Below are 19922 nucleotides of genomic sequence, written 5' to 3'. Positions count from 1 at the left end.
ACTGCTCTTCGGCATCCCGGATGGTGTGGTCGCGGGTCTCCGACTGCAGCATCCTGAGCTCGTCGGCGTAGCGCTCCGCGGTCCACCGCAAACCTTGGGCGAACCGGGAATTCTCGGTGCCGGGAGCGACTTCGGGGAGCGGGGCGGGCTCGTGCCTGCGCACCGAGGCGGCGACCGCGGGCAAGGTGGTGGTGGCGAGCCGTTCCAGCGCTTCTTCATGCCGGCGCCGCTCGGCGATCAGCGCATCGATACGGGACTGCTTGCGGCGCACGACCTGCACCGCATAGAACGTGGAAACCGTGACCAGCACCACAGTCACGATCCAGGGAAGCACCACGGCAAACTCTGAACTCATCAGTTCTCTCGTGTTGAAGGACTCGAGGACCGGGGGGATCGGAGCCGCCCGGCGAGCCGCGCAATACCCCTGCTGCCGAACGCCTTTGAATCGACAACGGCCTGCCGTACCGATCCCGGCGACCGGCACACAGTAGCAGTATCACGAAGAAGTCTCGATTCGCGAGGTGACGAACAATCGCGGTCTCCGGAAGGGTTAACAGTGCGCAAAATAATCATGACCGAAGGATTCCGTCCGGTAGCGATGATCGTTTACCGCGGTGTTAAATGCTTGCTGTCGATCTTGTTGCCGGACAGCCGGTTTCGCCGTACCAGACAGTAGGCTCGCCCGGCCGCCGAACGCATGACTCGTCAATTACGAAACCACCCTCTCCCGGCTTTTCGGGACGAACCGAACAATTGCTTTCTGTTTCCGGGATCACTTATAAACCGACCGGTTGCCCGGATTTTGCCGCACCCATCCGCGTGACCGGGCAGCTCCGAAGGTGAATCGACAGATACTGTTCGGACGAAAGGTGATCGATGGGCACCGGCAAGCACAGGGCACCCGCCCCGGCTCGGAGGCGGATGGGCTACGCGGTGGCGGCGGGGGCGGTCCCGGTGGCGCTGTCGCTGGTGGCCGGGGGGACGGCGCATGCTGCGCCCGAGCGGGAGGTGGCAGTGAGCCCCGCCGAGCTCGTTCCGGTCGCTGCGGCAGCGCCGGTCGCCGAAGCAGCGCCGATTCCCGAGGAGCAGCCGCAGGCGCCTGCCGACGACGTGCCGAACGTGCGCCCCTACTACGGCGAGCGCTACCCCGACGACGTACTGAGCTCCCTGCAGGGCGCCCGCCCGCTGCCCGCCTACGGCTACCTCTCCCCGGTGGAGAACCTGCACGGCCCGGCTCCCGCGCAGCCCGTCCCGCCGATCACCCCGCCCGCCGGGGTGCTCCGCTTCGGCGACGTGCAGGTGGACTCCCCGGACTGGCTCCCCCGCGAACAGGCCGTCCAGATCAACGATGCCGCCGCCGCCCAGGAGGCGGGCCTCGCCACCTTCTTCGACTCGGTCGGCATGGAGCGCACCCGCTCCGACCGGGTCGCGAGCCAGACCGTGGGCTCCGCCGCCGTCGGCGCCGCCGCGGGCGCCGCCTTCGCCGCACCGTTCGGCGTGGTCGGCGCGGCGGCGGGCGGCGCGATCGGCGCGCTCGTCGGGGTGCCGTTCATGCCCATCGGGCTGGCCGCGGTCCCGCTCGGCGCCGCCTACGGCGCCGGGCTCATGGTGGCGCCGCTCGCCGCCATCGGCGCCGGGCTGGGCGCCGGGGTCGGGGCGGTCCAGGGCCTGGCCGCGCCGCCGCAGGCGCTCGGGCCCGCCCCGCAGGCCTGAACCCTTCTTCCCCGCGCCGCCACCCGCCTCCCGGGTGGCGGCGCGTTCTCGTCGACCGGACGACTCCTGGTCCTCCGAGCATCGGCCACAGCCGCCTGGGCCGATCACCCGCTTGCGTCCTGCGTCATAGCACACCTAGAGCAGTCTGGAACCATCAGGTACCAGAGATGGCGCTATGTCCGGGCCGATTGTGCGCGCCACGCTGACCGCGCTCGGACTGTGCACCTCCCCTCCCCTATCGCCGAACCCGATCGGCCAGCGCGGCGCGGCCACCTGATCACTGCGCGCTCCGAGCAGCCCGCTGATTGCGATCCAGATCACGGTATGTGAAACTCGCCACGAGTGGTCCCTAATGGTTTCACAATTGGAGGTCGAGTTGTCGGATACCCGAGGACGGCGCGGTCGTCGGCTGATCATGCTGTGCGGCAGCCTCGCACTGGCCCTCGTGGCGGGGTCGGGCACAGCCCACGCGGCCCCCGAGGTGGCGGTGCAACCGGCCGCCGCGTTGCCGCTCCCCCCTGAGCTCGACCCCGGCTTCTACCGCCCGCCCGCCGAGTCGATCGCCGCCGCGGCCCCCGGCGAGATCCTGGCCGCCCGCCGGATCAATCCGGCGAACTTCGGCGTGATCCCGCTGAACGTGGACGCCTGGCAGCTCTCCTACCGCTCGAACAGCAGCCGCGACGAGCCGATCTCCGCGGTGACCACCGTGCTGAAGCCCCGCGGCTCCGCCCCGGACAAGCTGCTCTCGGTGCAGATCGCCGTCGACTCCCTCGCCGCCTACTGCGCCCCCTCCTACGCGGTGCAGCAGTGGTCGGCCGCGCCCGCGCTCGGCCAGATCGTGGTCCCGCTGGAGTTCATCATCGCCCAGGGTGCGCTGCAGCAGGGCTGGGCCATCGCCATCCCCGACCACCAGGGCCCCGCCGAGGCATTCGGCGCCGGCCCGCTGGCCGGCCGGATCACCCTCGACGGCATCCGCGCCGCCGAGAACTTCGACCCGCTGCGGCTCGCTCCCGAGGCGCGCGTCGGCATGTACGGCTACTCCGGCGGCGCCATCGCCACCGGCCACGCCGCCGAACTGCGCCGCTCCTACGCTCCCGAGCTGAGCATCGCCGCCGCCGCCATGGGCGGAGTCCCCGCCGATCTCGGCCCGGTCCTGCTCAACGGCAACAACGGCATCTGGTCCGGCATGATCATGACCGCCATCCTCGGCCTGAGCCGCGAGTACCCCGAGTTCGATGCCGTCCTCGACCGCGACCTCGACCCGCTCGGCGCCGCCCTCGCCACCGTCAAGGGCGGGCTCTGCGTTCAGTGGAACACCGTGCTCGCGCCATTCCTCGACATCACGGGCTTCCTGCGCACCGAGGGCGACCCCCTCGACGACCCTGTCGTCCGCGACGTCCTCGCCCGCACCCGCATGGGCAAGGCCGTCCCCGACCTGCCGCTCTACATCTGGCAGGGCAACCCCGACGAGCTCATCCCCGTCGGGCCGGTGAACACGCTGGTCGACACGTACTGCGCCGATCCAGCGGCCACTGTGCAGTACACGAGGGAGCACCTCGCCGAGCACATCACCACCGAGATCACCGGCGCCGGTCCGGCGCTGCTGTGGATGCGGGACCGCTTGAACGGGGTTCCGGTGCAGCCGGGGTGCAGCACCTTCGACGCCGGGTCGCTGGCATTGGATCCGGCCGGTTTGCAGGTGACGGCGGCGGCGTTCGGGGAGGTTCTTGCATCGTTCTTCGGTAAGGCCAGCGGGGTCGGGTAAGCGCACCGACCTTCGAGCCGCACCCGGGACGTCCCACCGGCCCTGCCCCCGCGGCGGCCAGCTGGGAGCGTCCGGCGTTGTGGATGCAGACAGGACGCTGGCTTTGCCGGAAGTCATTGCGGTGCGAAGCCTTTCAGGGGGTGTGGACGGCGAGTTCGGCGAGCAGGGCGCGGACGCGGGCGGCGATGTCTTCGCGGATCAGGCGCATACGTTCGATCCCGTCGATGCCGCGGCGGGAAGGTTCGTCGGTGTCCCATACCTCGACGGTGCCCGCGGGTGGTGGGTCGAGGTGGGCTTCGCGGCCGAGGACGACGATCCGGTCGGCGGTCGCGGCGATGGCGGGGTCGATCGGTTTCGGATGCTCGCCCTCGATGCTCGCGCCGACCTCGTCGAGGACCTGGACCGAGAGCGGGTTGAGTCCGGTGCCGGGCTCGGTGCCCGCGGAGTACACGCGCACCAGCCCGGGGCCGGCCTGGCGGAGCAGAGCGGCGGCCATCTGGGATTTTCCGCTGTTGCGCACGCACACGAACAGCACCGTCGGCGTGGTCACGGCCGGTCACCTCCGGTCGCGGCAGGTGCGCTGCGAAAGCGTTTGTGCAGGGCGAGGGAGACGTAGACGAGCCCGACCAGCACCGGGACCTCTATGAGCGGGCCGACCACACCCGCCAGCGCTTGGCCGGAGGAGGCGCCGTAGGTGGCGATGGCGACCGCGATGGCGAGTTCGAAGTTGTTGCCCGCCGCCGTGAAGGCCAGCGTGGTGGTGCGGGCGTAGCCGAGGCCCATGGTCGCGCCGAGCGCGTAGCCGCCGCCCCACATGAGGGCGAAGTACACGAGCAGCGGGACCGCGATCCGCACGACGTCGAGCGGCTGGCTGGTGATCCGCTCGCCTTGCAGGGCGAACAGGATGACGATGGTGAACAGCAGCCCGTAGAGCGCCCACGGTCCGAGCCTGGGCAGCAGCTTGCTCTCGTACCAGTCGCGGCCCTTCGCGCGTTCGCCGAACCGCCGGGTGAGATAGCCCGCGAGCAGCGGGATTCCGAGGAAGATCAACACCGATTTCGCGATCTGCCAGGGCGAGGCGTCGATGCCGGTCTGCTCCAGGCCGAGCCAGCCAGGGAGGACCGAGAGGTAGAACCAGCCGAGCACAGCGAACATGACGACCTGGAACACCGAGTTCAGGGCGACGAGCACGGCGGCGGCCTCGCGGTCGCCGCAGGCGAGGTCGTTCCAGATGATGACCATGGCGATGCAGCGGGCGAGCCCGACGATGATCAGCCCGGTCCGGTATTCGGGCAGGTCGGGCAGGAAGATCCAGGCCAGCGCGAACATCAGCGCGGGCCCGAGGATCCAGTTCAGGACCAGTGAGCCGGCCAGCAGGCGGCGGTCGCCGGTGACGGTGCCGAGCCGGTCGTAGCGGACCTTGGCCAGCACCGGGTACATCATGATCAGCAGCCCGATCGCGATCGGCAGGGAGATGCCGTCGATCTCGATCGCGCCGAGGGCATCGCCGAGACCGGGGATCAGCCGGCCCAGCAGTAGCCCGCCTGCCATAGCGGCGCCGATCCAGACCGGAAGAAACCGGTCCAGCGTCGAGAGTTTGCCGACGACCGCGGTCTCACCGGCCGCTGTCGTGGTGGTCATGCCGGGACCACCGCGTCCGTTCCGGTGGTGTGGGCGTCGAGGACGCGGGAGATCCGCGCCATGGCCTCGGGCACGATCCGGTAGTACACCCAGGACGCGCGGCGCTCGGATTCGAGCAGCCCGGCCTCGCGCAGCACCTTGAGGTGATGGGAGATGGTCGGCTGGGACACCTCCACCCCGGCGGAGATATCGCACACGCACGCCTCCTGCCCGGCGCGGGATGCGATCGAGCTGAGCAGTCGCAGCCGCACCGGATCCGACAGCGCCCGGAACACGCTCGCGAGCTCGACCGCGGCGGCCGGGGTGAGCGGTTCACGGACCAGCGGGGCGGCGGTGCACGCCTGGATCGGCGTGATCGGCAGCGACTGTTTCGACATGCATCGATATTGACCGATATCGATTTCCTGGGCAAGCGAACGGCCGGTGAACAAGGGTGCGGGCGCACCAGCGCCAAGGGCCAGGCACGGCGACGCTGCCGCATCACCCTTCGTCGGTCAGGTCCACTGTGCACCGTCCCGTCTCGGCACACTGTCGGCACGCTGGAACGGTGCCCGACCTGCTCTCCTCCAGCTTCCCGAGGTCGCCGTGACGCCGGGGTCTCAACCTCCGAATCCGCCCCCTACGGCACCACGCCGACCCGCTGCGCACCGTCACGCCGACCGGTAGATGTCGCGGAACGCCCCTCGCACCACGGCCGCCTCCGGCACTCCCTGCGCCTCGATTCCGGCGGCGACTTCGGACACGCGCCAGTAGTGCGACGGCACCAGGCGGCCGGACTCCACCGCCACCAGCGCCGCGTCCGCGGCCTCGTCCGCCTTGTCGGCCGCGATCAGCGCCAGTCCGAGGTCCAGGCGCGCCATCGCGATGCGGCGCGGCCGTGCTGCCGGGGAGCGTTCCAGGTCGGCCAGGACGTGCCGGGCGTAGGACTCCGCCGCAGGATCACCGAGCCAGGCTTCCAGGATCACCCTGCGGAATCTGCGGCACACGTCGGTGTCGGTCATGCTGCACGCGGGCATCCTGGCGTCGGCCGTCGCTGCGGGCACGGACACGACGTCCGGATGACCACCACGGTCGACAACCACGTCGACGACGAAGGTCTGCCCGCCGCCGCGTCGGCGATGTTCGGCACCGACAAAGCCGTCTGACGATCTACCGGGGGCGGTCGAGAATCGAAGAGTTCTCCCGCCCGTTGGCACGCTCTAGGCACACAGGCTCCGAAAAGAGAACAAGACCGATACGAATACCGGCCCTGACCTGCGGAAAATGGGTGGACCTTGGGGGTCCTTAGAGCTCCTATCGGGTTCGGTTGCTGAGTCGTCGCCAGCAGATCAGTGCTGCGCCCAATGACAGCAGGCCGCGGTGGATATCGGCGCGGCGTTCCCAGCGGATAGCGAGGCGGCGGAACTGGTGGAGCAGGGCCAGGGTCTGCTCCACCACCCAGCGGGCGGCCGAGACGTCGTCGCGGGTGCCGCGTCGGGGAATGTGGCAGACGATGCCGCGCTCACGCAGCTCGGCGCGGACGCGGGGGTAGTCGTAGCCCTTGTCCGCGAGCAGGGTGCGGACCTTGCGTCGTGGTGGTCCGGGCCGGCCCCGGAGCGGGCGGACTCGGTCGAGCAGGCGGGAGAGCATGAGGTGGTCGTTGAGGTTGGCCGCGGACAGATCCACGACGAGGGGTAGCCCGTTGCCACAGGTCAGGACGTGATGTTTGGATCCGGTCTTGCGGCGGTCGACCGGGCTCGGCCCGGTCTCGGCGCCCCCTTTTTCGCCTTGATGTGGGAGGCGTCGGCGATCACGCGGTCGAAGTCGATGAGCCCGGCGGCGTTGCACCGGTCCAGCATCACCTGGTGCATCTGCTCGAAGACCCCGGCCTCGGTCCAGTCCCGCACGCGGCGCCAGCAGGTCATCCCGGACCCGAACCCGAGTTCCTGGGGCAGGTCCTCCCACCCGATCCCGGTGAACAGCACGAACAGGATCCCCCGGAAGACCAGCCGGTCGTCCATCCGCGCCGGTCCCGGTGTTCCCGCGGGTTTGATCGGCAGTAGCGGTTCGATCACCGCCCACAACTCGTCGCTGACGATCCAAGGTGCTGCCACGACCGAACATGCTGCACGACAACGACACTCGACGCCACTCAGACGATCATGTTAGGAGCTCGTAGTCGGATCGGTCAGTCACCGCGGAATCCTTCCGGACGTATACCAGCCAGTTCGAACAGGTCCGCCGCGACCTCGCAGCCGCTGTGACGGCCGATCGCGTCGAGATGATCCGAGAGCCGATCGGCAGACAGCAACTTTCCGGCTCGAACGGCATCGCGTACGGTACCGGCGACCAATGACATGTCCGTGGCGATATCGACGAGGTCTGCGATCGTCCGCTCGACGGTGAGCGTCGGCAGGCCGCCGACAGGTAGCACATCGTCCTGAGTCAAGGGCCGGATCCGTAGGCGCACACCGGGCAGGCGCGTGCCCTTACGTGCGGGGACGATGAAGTCGAGTTCGTCGAGCAGGAAGTCTCCGATGCCGTGGACAGCGGCCGCCGTGGTACCGGCGGCCACGAGCGCAGCCACCTCGGTACCGGTGCGGTGGGCAGTCGTACCGCCGAGCGCGAGCCAGGTCGCATAGATCGTCTCGTGTTCGGCCACTGGCGCGCCTGCCATCCGGTAGACCCCGTGCGCCACGCGTTCGATCGCGCCGGCGGCGGCCATCCGAGACAGCTGCTTGCGAGCGACACCGGCAGTGGCAGCCTGAGCGGTCGTGAACAGGCCCCACCGCTGCTCCGCGATGACACCCAGCCGCGCTAGTGTCGCATCCGCCACGACAACAAATGTACCCTATTAAGGGGACAAACGTTGTCATCAGTCTCCTGTGTATAGCCACATGCACCGCGGCGGCCTGTCTCCCGACCGAGTCGTGAGCGAGTATCGATACTACGAATTCTTGGCCGAGGCTACTGCACGATGAGGTGACAGTGGTCAGGCAGCCTGCAGGGCTGCCGAGGTCATGATCGCTTCGTATTCGATCGGGGTCGACCGGCCGAGCCGGTCCTGGCGCCGGCGGAAGTGGTAGGTACGTTCGATCCAGGACACGACCGCGATCCGGAGCTGTTCACGCGTGGCCCACCGCCGGCGGTCGAGGACGTTGCGTTGCAGCAGGCTGAAGAAGCTCTCCATCGCAGCGTTGTCACCTGCGGCACCGACCCGCCCCATCGGCCCCACCATCCGAAAACTGTTGAGCGCGTGCACGAACCGCCGAGAGCGGAACTGAGTAGGTTCAACCGGTGGAAGCAACACCTGAGGTCAGGAGGGTGTTGCGGGAAGGCCGTCGGATTGGGTGCGGGAGGTCACGGCGCGAGCGCCGATGCGCTCGCCCGGGCATCCTGGTCATCAGCGAGTGGTCGAGCGGGCATTCTGGGACGAGATCGCCAAGGGTGATCTAGCGACGGAATGTGCAGTTGCGGTTCGTGTCTCACCGGTGGCCGGGTCGAGGTGGTTCCGTGAGGCTGGCGGGATGTCGCCGTATTCGTGGGGCCCGCCGACGGGCCGGTTCCTGTCGTTCGCCGAGCGGGAGGAGATCGCGCTGCTGCGAGCCCGAGGCGACGGTGTCCGCCGGATCGCCGTGACGTGTCGATGCGGATCAGCCACGAAGCGATCTATCAGGCGTTATATATCGAGGGACGCGGTGGGTTGGCGCGGGAGCTGATCCTGTGTCTGCGGACCGGCCGGTCGCTGCGGACGCCCCGAGCCCGAGCCGGACGGGCGGCATGAGCTCATGTCACCGCGAGCAGCCTGCTGCGTGAACGCCCGTCCGAGGCCGAGAACCGGGCGGTGCCCGGGCACTGGGAAGGCGACCTCATCATCGGCACCACACGATCGGCGATCGGCACCGTGGTCGAGCGGTCGACACGATTCACCGTCCTGGTCCGCCTGCCACGCGAACAGGGACGGGGTGATCGAGCGCCGGTGAAGAACGGGCCGGCGTTGAGCGGGTACGGAGCCTCCTCGATGAACAAGGCCCTGGCCGCCGCGCTGGCGTCGGTTCCCTCACCGCTGCTGCGCTCGCTGACCTGGGACCGCGGCAAGGAGATGTCGGCACACGCCGCCTTCACCGGCGAGACAGGGATCCCGGTGTTCTTCGCCGATCCGCACAGCCCGTGGCAGCGAGGAACGAACGAGAACACCAACGGGCCTCTCCGCCAATACTTTCCGAAGGGCACCGACCGGTTCCGGTGGAGCGCTACCGAGCTGGCCGCGGTCGCTCACACCCTCAACAACCGCCCCCGGCGAAGTCCTGGGATGGCGGACACCCGCCGAGGCGATGACCGAGCATCTACGATCACTCAGCACTGTGTTGCGACGACCAGTTGAATCCACCTTCGACCTGGCAGGGAAGCCCGCCAACGATAGGGACAACCCGCCAATGCCGGGGACTTCGTCGGCAGCCGCGGAGCATCCGACTTGGGATCAGAAGGGCAGGAGTCCGGCGGTGCGGGCGCGGTGGTGCGGCGCCCATCCAGCCATACACGAGTCCGCCGCAGCAGTCAGATCGAATAATCGCCCGAAGACGACCAGACGCATCTTGGCACCCGCGTTGTGCACGCCATGCCGGGGCACCGGCCTACGACAGGGCGGTGCCCACCGCAGGTATTCGACTCGGCAGTCCCGCCGAACAAACCCAGGATCAAAGAGGTGGGCCAGATGGCAAAAACGGTCAGGCCCGATCAAAGATCGGGCCTGACCTGCTATTTCTGTGGAGCTAAGGGGACTCGAACCCCTGACCCCCACACTGCCAGTGTGGTGCGCTACCAGCTGCGCCATAGCCCCGGATGGGTATGCCTCCGAGCTTCCCCGGCTGCCTGAACGAAGTTACACCACCCTCCGCACACCCACCAAATCGCCCCCTGACCTGCGCCTCAACGCGTGAGTTCAACCACCCATTCCGCATTGTTCACGTCGATGTCGTTGCCCCCGGCGATGACGGTCGGAGTCCCGACCTTGTCGGAGAGAGCGCGCAGGGCGTCGAGATTGGCAGCGGCGGCGGTGCGAGCGGCCTCGGTCTGCGCGCCGGTCGCTACGCACTGGACGGCCTCCTCGGGCGCACCGGACGAGCGGGCGATGGCGGCGAGTTCGTCGGCGGTGTGATCGCTGTCCGCGCTCTCCTCGGGCTGCTCGGCGAGGAACAGCGCGTCGTGGAAGCGGGCGTAGGCGACGGCCTGGCCACTCTGGGCGACGCAGCGCAGGGCTCCGGCGGCGCGGGAGGAGTAGTCGCCCGAGGAACTGCGCGAGTCGAGGAAGTTCACCAAGTGGTAGCGGACGGCCAGCGCCCCCTCGTCGACCCGCTGCGCGATCTCCTGCCCGTAGACGCGCTCCAGAACGCCGCAGGCGGGGCAGATGGGGTCCTCGTAGATGTCGGCGGTGGCCCGCGCGTCCGGCCTGCCGAGGCGGATGGCATTGCCGTCGATCGCGACCTGCACGGCGGCGTCGCGCACGGAGCCGTACCCGTCGTTGCGGGTGGCGGCGTCCTCGCCGCCGGACGACCAGCGGTACGCGGCGAAGACGATGACCCCGATGATCACGACGGCGAGCGCGCCGAGCGCGTAGGTGGTGTTGCTGGACATCGGGCGCGGGGTGTAGCCGGTGGACGGATTGCTCACGCCATCCACTCTGCCCTACCGGGCGCTGCCGCGGCCCCTCAGCTCCTTCGGCTCGGCGCTGGGGAAACCGGGCCCCGCATCGGACGGCGGAGGCGCGTCGGCGCCGGGTGGCAGCGCAGCGGTGCCGGGCTCTCCGCTCACCGCACCGGCGTCCGCGGCGGTGCGGCCGGGGTGATCGGCACGGGGCTCCCGGTGCATGGGCTCGGGAACCAGCAGCCAGAAGACGGCGGCGAGGGCGAGCAGCCCGCCGGTCACGCCGAGCCCGACCCCGTACGACAGTTGCTGCGCGAGGAACCCGACCACGATCGGCCCGAGCACGGCGCCGAAGTCGGCGGACATCTGGAATCCGGCCAGCACCGGCCCGCCGCGCGCATTCGGGCCGATGATGTCGGCGACGGCGGCCTGCTGCGCGGGGCTGAACATGCCGGAACCGAGCCCCGCCACGAAGCTCGTGATCAGCAGCAGCGGCACCGATTGCGCGAGAGCCAATCCGCCGGTGCCGACGGCGCAGATGAGCGAGCCGAGCACCAGGAACGGCTTCCGGCCGAGCCGGTCGGAGAGCCTGCCGCTGGCGAAGAGCACCACGGCGTTGCCCGCCGCGAACACGGTGAGCGTGATCCCCGCCATGGCCGGTTCCTGACCGAGCACCTCGACCACGAGCAGCGGCACCAGCGCCATCCGCACGCCGAAGACGGCCGCGCCATAGCTGAAATTCGAGAACAGCACGGCCCGGTACTCGGGTCTGCGCCACCCGTCGGCGAAGCTCATGGTGCGCTGCGGGCCGCCGGCCACAGGGTTGATCAGGGTGGAGTTGCGCAGCGCGAACCACACGACGGCGATGGTGATCAGCAGCGCGACCATGTACAGCACGAACGGCGCGCGCAGGCCGAAGCCGGCGAAGAGCCCACCGATCAGCGGGCCGCCGAGCGAGCCGATCAGGAAGCTGGTCGAGTACAGCCCGGAGACCCGGCCGCGGGCTCCGGGCGGCGACATCCGGATCACCAGCGCCAGCGACGACACGGTGAACATGGTGGAGCCGATGCCGCCGAGCGAGCGCAGCACCAGCAGCTGCCAGTAGCTCTGCGCGAGCGCGGAGGCGCCGGTGGAGAGCGCGACCACCAGCAGGCCGCCGAGGTACACCGGCCGCTCGCCGAGCCGCTGCACCAGCCGCCCGCTCATGGGCGCGAAGAGCAGCCGCATGAGGGCGAAGGCGCTGATGATGGCCGATGCCGCGGCCACCCCGACGCCGAAGCCGCGGGCGAACTGCGGCAGCACCGGGGCGACGAGCCCGAAGCCGATGGCGATCACGAACGAGCCCGCGATCAGCACCCAGATCTCGACGGGGAGCCGCTCCGCCCTACGCACCGGAGAGCGCGCGGCCAACCATCTCCTCGGCCGCGGCCTGGACCTGCGCCAAGTGCTCGGCACCGTGGAAGGACTCGGCATAGATCTTGTACTTGTCCTCGGTGCCCGACGGGCGCGCGGCGAACCACGCGTTCTCGGTGCTCACCTTGACGCCGCCGAGCGCGGCGCCATTGCCCCTGGCGCTGGTGAGCACCTCGGTCACCGGCTCGCCGGCGATTTCTCGCTCCGTGATCATGTCCGGTGTCAACTTCTTCAACCGGGCTTTCTGTTCCGCGGTGGCCGCGGCGTCGATCCTGGCGTAGGCGGGGGCGCCGTAGCGCTTCTCCAGTTCGCCGTAACGGGCAGACGGGGTTTGCCCGGTGACGGCGGCGATCTCGGCGGCGAGCAGCGCGAGGATGATGCCGTCCTTGTCGGTGGTCCAGACGGTGCCGTCCATGCGCAGGAAGGAGGCGCCCGCGCTCTCCTCGCCGCCGAAGGCCAGGCTGCCGCTGAACAACCCCGGCACGAACCACTTGAAGCCGACCGGCACCTCGTAGATGTCGCGGCCGAGCACCCCGACCACCCGGTCGATCATGGATGAGCTCACGGCGGTCTTGCCGATCTTGGAGAGCGCGTCCCAGCCGCGCCGGTTCGCCACCAGGTACTCGATGGCGACGGCGAGGAAGTGGTTGGGGTTCAGCAGCCCGCCGTCGGGGGTGACGATGCCGTGCCGGTCGGCGTCGGCGTCGTTGCCGGTGGAGATGTCGTAGTCGTCCTTGATGGAGACCAGGTTCGCCATGGCGTAGCGGGAGGAGGGATCCATCCGGATCCTGCCGTCGCTGTCCAGCGGCATGAAGCGCCAGGTCGGGTCAACCAGCGGGTTCACCACCTCGAGCTCGAGGTCGTAGCGCTGGCCGATCTCCTCCCAGTAGTCCACGCTCGCGCCGCCCATGGGGTCGGCGCCGAGCCGGATGCCCGCGCCGCGGATGGCATCGAGGTTGGAGACCGAGGGCAGGTCGGAGACGTAGTGGTCGAGGTAGTCGTAGCGCTCGGCTGCGCGCAGCGCCTGCGCGAGGGTGGCGCGGCGGACGCCGGTGAGGCCGGTGCGGAGCAGCTCGTTGGCGCGCTCGGCGATGGCATCGGTGGCGGTGGTGTCGGCGGGGCCGCCGTGCGGGGGGTTGTACTTGAAGCCGCCGTCGCGGGGCGGGTTGTGCGAGGGGGTCACCACGATGCCGTCGGCCTGGTGTTTGGGGTTGCCGCGGTTGTGCCGGAGCACGGCGTGGCTCAGCGCGGGGGTGGGGGTGTAACGGTCGCGGGCGTCGATCGCCACCGCGATGTCGTTGCCCGCCAGCACCTCGAGGGCGGTGGTCCAGGCCGGCTCGGAGAGCGCGTGCGTGTCGCGGGCCAGGTAGACCGGGCCGGTGATGCCGCGGGTGGCGCGGTACTCGACGATGGCCTGGGTGACGGCGAGGATGTGCGCCTCGTTGAAGGCGGTGTCCAGGCTGGAGCCGCGGTGCCCCGAGGTGCCGAAGACCACCTGCTGGGCCGGGTCCGCCGGGTCGGGCACCCGGCTGTAGTAGGCCGTCACCAGGTGTGGGATGTCTTCCAGGTCGCTCACCCTGGCCGGGCGGCCTGCTCGATCGTGGGCCATGGTCGGGGCTCCCTTCCGTGTCGGCTGCGCCAGGCTCGTCATCGGGATCACGAGCGCACCCGGCTGCGTGTGGCCGCGTTCGCGGAGGTCATACCCGCGCTCCCTTCCCCGTACCGCTCCCCCGTGCGCGAGCGGCTCCCGATCCGAGCAGTCTACGAAGCGCGGGCGCGCAGCGGGAAAACCGCGCGCGGGCGGCGCTGCCGGACGCGCGGCGGGCACACCCGGATCCGGCGGCGGGGTGGCGTCGGGAAGGCACGGCGCGATGCTATCGGCCGGGTCCGACACCGCCCCGCCCCAGGAACCGTGCGGTTGGTTCTACCAGCGAAAACAAGCCTGCAGACCGCTCGATCCCCCGTGTTGACAATCCCCGCGGCGCCCCCGTACGAATGCCTGGAGTCCGGCCGAGAAGTTCAGGTCTATTCCGTTCTATCCCGAGTCTGGAGAAACGATGGCGGTACAGCGGGCAGTCTTGCGAGCGCGGCGCGCGGCGGCGCGCTTCGGCACCCAGCGGCGCGGCCCCGATGGAGGGCGCGGCGGCCGAGCGGGGTTGCTCGGCATCGCGGCGCTCCTGCTCGCGGCGGGCACCGGGCTCGGCGCCGGTCCGGCCGCGGCGGGGCCGATCTACCCGGTGCCCGACCCCGACGCCTTCTACGCCGCGCCCGCCGACGTCGCGCGCTTCAACCTCGGCGACGTCATGCGCAGCAGGCAGGTGCCCGCGCCGAACTACCCGGGCGCCACCGCGTGGCAGCTGCTCTTCCGCAGCACCGACTCGATGGGCGGGCCGATCGGCGCGGTGACGACGGTGCTGGTCCCGCCCGGCGGCGGCGCGAACCGGCCGGTGGTGTCGTACCAGCCGTTCGTGAACGCGCTCGGATTGCGCTGCGCCCCGTCGCACGCGCTCTTCGACGGCGGGCTGCGCGAGGGGCCGGTGCTGAACCTGCTGCTCGGCCGGGGCTGGGCCGTCGCGGTGCCGGATCACCTCGGCCCGAACAGCGCGTACGGCGCGGCCCGGCTCGGCGGCCGGATCACCCTGGACGGGCTGCGCGCGGTGCAGCGCTTCGCCCCGGCCGGGCTCGGCGGCAGCCCGATGGCGTTGGCCGGGTACTCCGGCGGCGGCATGGCGACCGGCTTCGCGGCGGCGCTCGCCCCGGAGTACGCGCCGGAGCTGCCGCTGGTCGGGGTGGCCGAGGGCGGGGTGCCGATGAATATCGGCAAGCTGGCGCTCGACCTCGGCATGGCGCCGAATCCGCTGTTCGGGCTTGGTTTCGCGGCCGCCATGGGGCTGGAGCGGGAGTACCCGGGGCAGCTGCCGATAGAGGGCATCCTGACGCCGACCGGCGCCGACCTGCGCAACCGGATCGCCGACGGCTGCACCGACGAGATCATCGCGGCGGGCGCGAACCGCAGCCTGCCGGACGTCTTCTCCGGCCCGCTCGACGCCGACCCGGACACCGTGCGCATCCTGCACGAGAACAGCCTGGAGACCTTCGCGGGCGTGCCGCGCATCCCCACCTACGTGTGGCACGGCACCAACGACGCCGTCTCGCCGCAGCTGGTGCGCGAGGTCGTCGGCCGCTACTGCGGCTCCGGCACCAGGGTGCAGCTGGACATGCTGCCCGGCACCGACCACGGCACCGCCATCCCGGAGGGCAGCGCGCGCGCCTTCGACTACCTGGCCGCCCGCTTCGCCGGAGCCCCCGCACCCGGCAACTGCTGACGAACGCCGAGACGCCCGGACCGGCCGGTCCGGGCGTTTCGCATGGAACTCAGTGCGCGAGAACGGGTTCGCCCTCGGCGGGTGCGGGAAGGGCGTTCGGCATGAGGAAGCCGACGATCACCGCGCCCGCCGCGAAGATCGCGGTGGCCCACCAGAAGCTGGTGGTGTAGCTCTCGATCGCCGACTGCGCCACCACCTCCGGGCTCAGGGCCCGCCCGGCCAGGTAGTCCGAGGCCGCCGCGGCGGCGATGGTGCTGAGCAGCGCGGTGCCGATCGAGCCGCCGACCTGCTGGCTGGTGTTGATGGTCGCGGAGGCGACGCCGGCGTCGGCGTGCCCGACCCCCGAGGTCGCGCCCTGGAAGGCGACCGACATGGCGCCGCCGAGGCCGAGACCCATGACCACCAACGCGGGCAGGATGTCCGTGGCGTAGCCGGAATCCAGCCCGATCCGGGTGAGCAGCAGCATGCCGAGCGCGGCGATCACGAAGCCGCCGCTCACCACGACCTTGGGCCCGATCCGGGGCAGCAGCACCGAGGGCGCGGTGGTCGAGGAGATCACCATGCCCGCGACCAGCGGCAGGAAGGCGAGGCCGGTGGTGATCGGGGTGTAGCCGAGCGTCAGCTGCAGGTAGTAGGTGAGGAAGAGGAAGATCGCGAACATCCCGATCCCCATCACGAAGACGGTGAGGTAGGAGGCGCCGCGGGTGCGGTCGAGCAGGATCCGCAGCGGAAGCAGCGGGTGCGCGACCCGGGTCTGCGACCATACGAAGACCGCGAGCAGCGCCGCGCCGCCCGCCAGGAAGGCCAGGGTCAGCGGGTCGGACCAGCCCTCGGACTCGGCGTGCGAGAAGCCGTAGACGATGGCGAAGAGCGCGGCGGTGACGGTCAGCGTGCCGGGGAGGTCGAGGCGCGGGCGCTCGGTGACGACGTGCCTGGCGAGCAGCAGCACCGCGCCGACCAGCGCGACGGCGGCGAAGCCGAGGTTGACGAACATCACCCAGCGCCAGGACGCCCACTCGGTGAGCGCGCCGCCGAGCAGCAGCCCGATGGCGCCGCCGGTGCCTGCCACCGCGCCGAAGATGCCGAAGGCGCGGGCCCGCTCGGCGGGCTCGGTGAAGGTGACGGTGAGCAGCGCGAGCGCGGCGGGGGCGAGCAGCGCGCCGAAGATGCCCTGGCCGACGCGCGCGGCGACCAGCATCTCGAAGCTGGTGGCGGCGCCGCCGACGGCGGAGGCGACGGCGAAGCCGACCAGCCCGGTGATGAAGGCGGTGCGCCTGCCGAAAAGGTCGCTGAGCCGCCCGCCGAGCAGCAGCAGGCTGCCGAACGCGAGCGCGTAGCCGGTGATCACCCACTGCCGGTCGCCGTCGCCGAAGCCGAGGTCGGCCTGCGCGGCGGGTAGCGCGATGTTCACGACGGTGGCGTCGAGCACCACCATCAGCTGGGCGGTGCCGATCACGGCGAGCACCCACCAGCGGACGGCGGCGGAGCCGCGCCTGCCGGCCGCCGCGGCGGCCGTGGCCGCGGTCTCGACAGTGGTAGTCATTCTTCTCCCCTGGGGATCGGCGTGGAGCGATGAATGCGGAGGCATACCCTCCGCTTAATTGGAGACTATCACAATAACGGAGAGGCCACCTCCGTTTAATCCCGGGCATTGATAGACTGGGGCTGTGAGTCCCACCACGTCGACCTCCCCCAGCCATGCCCCCCGCCGCCTGCGCGCCGATGCCGCGCGCAATCAGGAGCGCATCGTCGCGGCGGCGCGCGAGCTGTTCGGGGAGCGCGGCCTGGAGATCTCGCTGGACGATGTGGCCGAGCGCGCCGGCGTCGGGGTCGGCACCGTGTACCGCCGCTTCGCCGGCAAGAAGGAACTCATCGTCCAGGTATTCGCCAGGCAAATGGACGATTTCGTGGCCGCGGCCGAGCGCGCGGGGCGCAACCCGGACCCGTGGGCGGGGCTGGTCGAGTTCTTCGAGTACGCCTGCCGGCACCTCGCGGGCAGCCGCGGCTTCAGCGAGGTCATCCTGGAGCTGGATGATCGGATCGAGCGCTTCGCCGAGCTGCGCGAACGCATGCAGCCGCCGCTGAACCGGATCGTCGAGCGCGCCCGCGCCGCCGGCGACCTGCACCCCGACGTGCAGACCACCGACCTCTTCGCGCTGGTGCACATGATCGACAGCTTCGCCGAGTTCTGCCGTCCGGTAGCCCCGGAGACCTGGCGCCGCTACCTGGCGGTGGCGCTCAACGGCGTGCGCGGCGACGGCGCGGCACGGCTCCCGCTCTGCGAACCAGCGCTCACCGAAGAGCAGATCGAACAGGCCAAGGGCAAGCACTGCCCGTCACGCCGCCGATAACTTCGGGCTATCCTGCGAATTCCCGGCGACTTTCCAGCCCTATCCCCTACTGTTGGACACATGACCAACTCGCCGTGGGTGAACTGGGCAGGCGATCAGCGCTGCCACCCCGCCGTCGTCGCGCACCCCCGGGATACCGCCGAGGTCGCCGCGCTGGTCACCGCCGCGGCGGCGCGCGGGCGGAACGTGCGGGTGGCGGGAGCGGGCCACTCCTTCACCGACGCGGTGCTCACCGACGGTGTGCTGCTGGATCTCTCGCGGATGAACCGGGTGCTGCACGTGGACCGCGCCGCCGGGCTGGCCCGGGTGCAGGCCGGGATCACGCTGCACGAGGCCAGCGCCGCGCTGCACACGCACGGCCTCGCCTTCCCCAACCTCGGCGACATCGATGTGCAGACGGTCGCGGGCGCCACCGCCACCGGGACGCACGGCACCGGCGCGCGGCTGCGCAATATCTCCGACGCGCTGCACTCCATCGAGCTGGTGACCGCGGACGGCAGCGTGCTGGAGCTGAACGCGGAGACCGACCCGGACGGCTGGCGCGCGGCCAGGGTGAGCATCGGCGCGCTCGGCGTCGTCACCGCGGTGACGCTGAAGCTGGTCCCCTCCTTCGTGCTCGCCGGGGTGGAGCGGCCGATCCCGCTGGAAGACGTGCTGGCCGAGCTGGATTCGCACGTGGACGGCAACGAGCACTTCGAGTTCTACATGTTCGGCCACAGCGCGCTCACCATGACCAAGCGCAACAACCGCACCGCGGCGCCGGAGCGGCCGCGCTCCCCGACGGTGGACTGGCTGGACGGAATCCTGCTCTCCAACCACGTCTTCGACGCGCTCTGCCGGGTGGGCAGGCGGCGGCCGGAGCTGGTTCCGCTGATCCAGCGGACCGCCGCGCGGGTGGGCGGCACCCGGCAGAAAGTGGACCGCTCGTACCGGGTCTTCGCCACGCCGCGGCTGGTGCGCTTCACCGAGATGGAGTACGCGCTGCCGCGCGAGCACGGCGCCGCCGCCATCCGGGAGATCAGGGAGGTCGCGCGGCGCTTCGACACCCCGATGCCGATCGAGGTGCGCTGGGTGGCGCCGGACGACGCCTTCCTCTCCCCGGCAGGCGGCAGGGAGACCTGCTACATCGCCGTGCACCAGTACCGGAACATGGAGTGGCGGCCCTACTTCCGCGCCTGCGAGGCCGTCTTCGCCGAGTATCGCGGGCGGCCGCACTGGGGCAAGCGGCACTTCCACACCGCCGAGACGCTGCGCCCGCGCTACCCGGACTGGGAGCGGTTCGCGGCGGTGCGCGGGAAGCTGGATCCGGAGGGGCTCTTCCGCAACGACTACCTGGACCGGGTGCTCGGCCCGGTCAGCTGAGCAGGGACCGGACCAGCGCCGGGACCGCGGTGCCGATGGGTTCGCGGATCACCTCGGCGGCGAGCCGGTCGTAGGGGGTCGGCTCGGCATTGACGATCACCAGCTCGGCCCCGGCGTCCACCGCGACCGCGCAGAGCGAGGCGGCCGGCTCCACCTGGAGCGAGGAGCCGATGGCGAGGAAGAGCTCGCTGCGCTCGGCGATGGCCAGCGCGGCGGCGACCGTGCGCCGGTTCATCTGCTGGCCGAACATGATGGTCGCGGCCTTGAGCACACCGCCGCAGCGCGGGCAGGGCGGGTCCGGCTCCCCGGCGGCGACCCGCTCCAGCGCCGCGGCCATGGTGGTGGTGTACGGGCACTCCACGCACTCGACGCCGAACATGGTGCCGTGGATCTCCACCACCCGCTCCGGCGCGGAGCCCGCCTTCTGGTGCAGCCCGTCCACGTTCTGCGTGACGATGCCGATCTCCCGGCCCGCGTGCTCCAGCTCGGCGAGCGCGCGGTGCGCGGCATTGGGCTCGGCGTGCCAGGCCGGATTCTCCCGGCGGGCCTGCCACGAGCGCACCCGGACCTCGGGGTCGCCGAGGTAGGCGTCGTAGGTGGTGAGCAGCTCGGCGGTGGGGTTCTTGGTCCAGACGCCCTGCGGGCCGCGGAAATCCGGGATTCCCGAGTCGGTGGAGATGCCGGCCCCGGTGAGGACGCCGATCCGGCGCGCCGTGCTCATGATCTCCA

16 protein-coding genes, 1 tRNA gene and 3 pseudogenes are annotated in these 19922 nt (G+C 70.6%); 6 read left to right on the top strand and 14 right to left on the bottom strand.

Annotated features, from left to right (window positions below; translation table 11 throughout):
- Positions 1 to 337: pseudogene (locus NH2_RS26485) on the bottom strand (ATP-binding protein); the annotation flags it as partial.
- A 539-nt stretch (positions 338 to 876) separates the two neighbouring features.
- On the opposite strand from NH2_RS26485, the gene NH2_RS26480 reads away from it, so the two are divergent.
- Together NH2_RS26480 and NH2_RS26475 are read left to right on the top strand one after the other, a co-directional pair.
- Positions 877 to 1713 (top strand): hypothetical protein, encoded by an 837-nt coding sequence (locus tag NH2_RS26480; protein ID WP_067660119.1) that lies wholly within the window; start codon positions 877 to 879, stop codon positions 1711 to 1713.
- A 415-nt stretch (positions 1714 to 2128) separates the two neighbouring features.
- Entirely contained in the window at positions 2129 to 3478 is a 1350-nt protein-coding gene (locus NH2_RS26475; protein WP_067660116.1) for a lipase family protein, read from the top strand.
- A gap of 133 nt (positions 3479 to 3611) precedes the next feature.
- Here NH2_RS26475 and NH2_RS26470 read toward each other — a convergent pair whose 3' ends face one another.
- From NH2_RS26470 to NH2_RS26435, 7 genes and pseudogenes are all read right to left on the bottom strand, one after another.
- Positions 3612 to 4028 (bottom strand): arsenate-mycothiol transferase ArsC, encoded by a 417-nt coding sequence (locus NH2_RS26470; RefSeq protein WP_067660113.1) that lies wholly within the window; start codon positions 4026 to 4028, stop codon positions 3612 to 3614.
- A complete protein-coding gene (gene arsB / locus NH2_RS26465) occupies positions 4025 to 5119 on the bottom strand; it encodes an ACR3 family arsenite efflux transporter (RefSeq protein WP_067660110.1) in 1095 nt (364 codons plus the stop codon). The genes NH2_RS26470 and arsB overlap by 4 nt, the downstream gene beginning before the upstream one ends.
- Positions 5116 to 5496, bottom strand: a complete 381-nt coding sequence (locus NH2_RS26460) for an ArsR/SmtB family transcription factor (protein ID WP_067660107.1) — start codon at positions 5494 to 5496, stop codon at positions 5116 to 5118. The genes arsB and NH2_RS26460 overlap by 4 nt, the downstream gene beginning before the upstream one ends.
- Before the next feature lie 273 nt (positions 5497 to 5769).
- A complete protein-coding gene (locus NH2_RS26455) occupies positions 5770 to 6120 on the bottom strand; it encodes a hypothetical protein (protein ID WP_067660104.1) in 351 nt (116 codons plus the stop codon).
- A gap of 292 nt (positions 6121 to 6412) precedes the next feature.
- A protein-coding gene (locus NH2_RS28450) for an IS5 family transposase (RefSeq protein ID WP_157103986.1) occupies positions 6413 to 7212 on the bottom strand; the annotation gives its coding sequence in 2 pieces (ribosomal slippage) (positions 6413 to 6882 and positions 6882 to 7212; 801 coding nt in all).
- 74 nt (positions 7213 to 7286) lie between these two features.
- The gene (locus tag NH2_RS26440; RefSeq protein WP_067660094.1) at positions 7287 to 7934 is read right to left on the bottom strand and encodes a type IV toxin-antitoxin system AbiEi family antitoxin domain-containing protein; all 648 of its coding nucleotides are present in this window, start codon (positions 7932 to 7934) and stop codon (positions 7287 to 7289) included.
- Between the two features lie 156 nt (positions 7935 to 8090).
- A pseudogene (locus NH2_RS26435) lies at positions 8091 to 8384 on the bottom strand (integrase core domain-containing protein); the annotation flags it as partial.
- 64 nt (positions 8385 to 8448) lie between these two features.
- Between NH2_RS26435 and NH2_RS28445 the strand changes: the two are divergent.
- A pseudogene (locus tag NH2_RS28445) lies at positions 8449 to 9456 on the top strand (IS30 family transposase); the annotation flags it as partial.
- A gap of 409 nt (positions 9457 to 9865) precedes the next feature.
- Here NH2_RS28445 and NH2_RS26425 read toward each other — a convergent pair.
- The 4 genes from NH2_RS26425 to pgm all read right to left on the bottom strand — a co-directional run bounded on the left by NH2_RS26425 (position 9866) and on the right by pgm (position 13763).
- Positions 9866 to 9938: transfer RNA gene (locus tag NH2_RS26425), tRNA-Ala, on the bottom strand.
- Between the two features lie 89 nt (positions 9939 to 10027).
- On the bottom strand, positions 10028 to 10732 hold the full coding sequence (locus NH2_RS26420) for a DsbA family protein (RefSeq protein WP_067660199.1): 705 nt from the start codon (positions 10730 to 10732) through the stop codon (positions 10028 to 10030).
- A 51-nt stretch (positions 10733 to 10783) separates the two neighbouring features.
- A complete protein-coding gene (locus NH2_RS26415; protein WP_245650773.1) occupies positions 10784 to 12151 on the bottom strand; it encodes an MFS transporter in 1368 nt (455 codons plus the stop codon).
- On the bottom strand, positions 12126 to 13763 hold the full coding sequence (gene pgm, locus NH2_RS26410; protein WP_067660089.1) for a phosphoglucomutase (alpha-D-glucose-1,6-bisphosphate-dependent): 1638 nt from the start codon (positions 13761 to 13763) through the stop codon (positions 12126 to 12128). Before pgm ends, NH2_RS26415 begins: the two co-directional genes overlap by 26 nt.
- Positions 13764 to 14310: 547 nt before the next feature.
- Between pgm and NH2_RS26405 the strand changes: the two genes are divergently transcribed.
- Complete coding sequence (locus NH2_RS26405; RefSeq protein ID WP_067660085.1) at positions 14311 to 15480, top strand: lipase family protein; 1170 nt, start codon at positions 14311 to 14313, stop codon at positions 15478 to 15480.
- A 49-nt stretch (positions 15481 to 15529) separates the two neighbouring features.
- Here the strand turns inward: NH2_RS26405 and NH2_RS26400 are convergent, their stop codons facing one another.
- Positions 15530 to 17023: an MFS transporter gene (locus NH2_RS26400; RefSeq protein WP_067660082.1), complete on the bottom strand. Its 1494-nt coding sequence runs from the start codon at positions 17021 to 17023 to the stop codon at positions 15530 to 15532.
- Between the two features lie 124 nt (positions 17024 to 17147).
- Between NH2_RS26400 and NH2_RS26395 the strand changes: the two genes are divergently transcribed.
- Both NH2_RS26395 and NH2_RS26390 read left to right on the top strand, forming a co-directional pair.
- Complete coding sequence (locus NH2_RS26395; RefSeq protein ID WP_067660079.1) at positions 17148 to 17831, top strand: TetR/AcrR family transcriptional regulator; 684 nt, start codon at positions 17148 to 17150, stop codon at positions 17829 to 17831.
- 60 nt (positions 17832 to 17891) lie between these two features.
- Positions 17892 to 19193, top strand: coding sequence for a D-arabinono-1,4-lactone oxidase (locus tag NH2_RS26390; protein ID WP_067660077.1), 1302 nt, complete (start codon positions 17892 to 17894; stop codon positions 19191 to 19193).
- Here NH2_RS26390 and NH2_RS26385 read toward each other — a convergent pair.
- Positions 19186 to 19914, bottom strand: a complete 729-nt coding sequence (locus NH2_RS26385) for an SIR2 family NAD-dependent protein deacylase (RefSeq protein ID WP_067660074.1) — start codon at positions 19912 to 19914, stop codon at positions 19186 to 19188. The two genes, NH2_RS26390 and NH2_RS26385, sit on opposite strands and share 8 nt — an antisense overlap.
- Between the last annotated feature and the right edge of the window lie 8 nt (positions 19915 to 19922).

The sequence above is a fragment of the Nocardia harenae NBRC 108248 genome (genome assembly GCF_001612885.1).
Lineage (GTDB): Bacteria > Actinomycetota > Actinomycetes > Mycobacteriales > Mycobacteriaceae > Nocardia > Nocardia harenae.
Note: the sequence above shows the minus strand (reverse complement) of the source record. Positions and strands in the feature narration are given on the sequence as shown.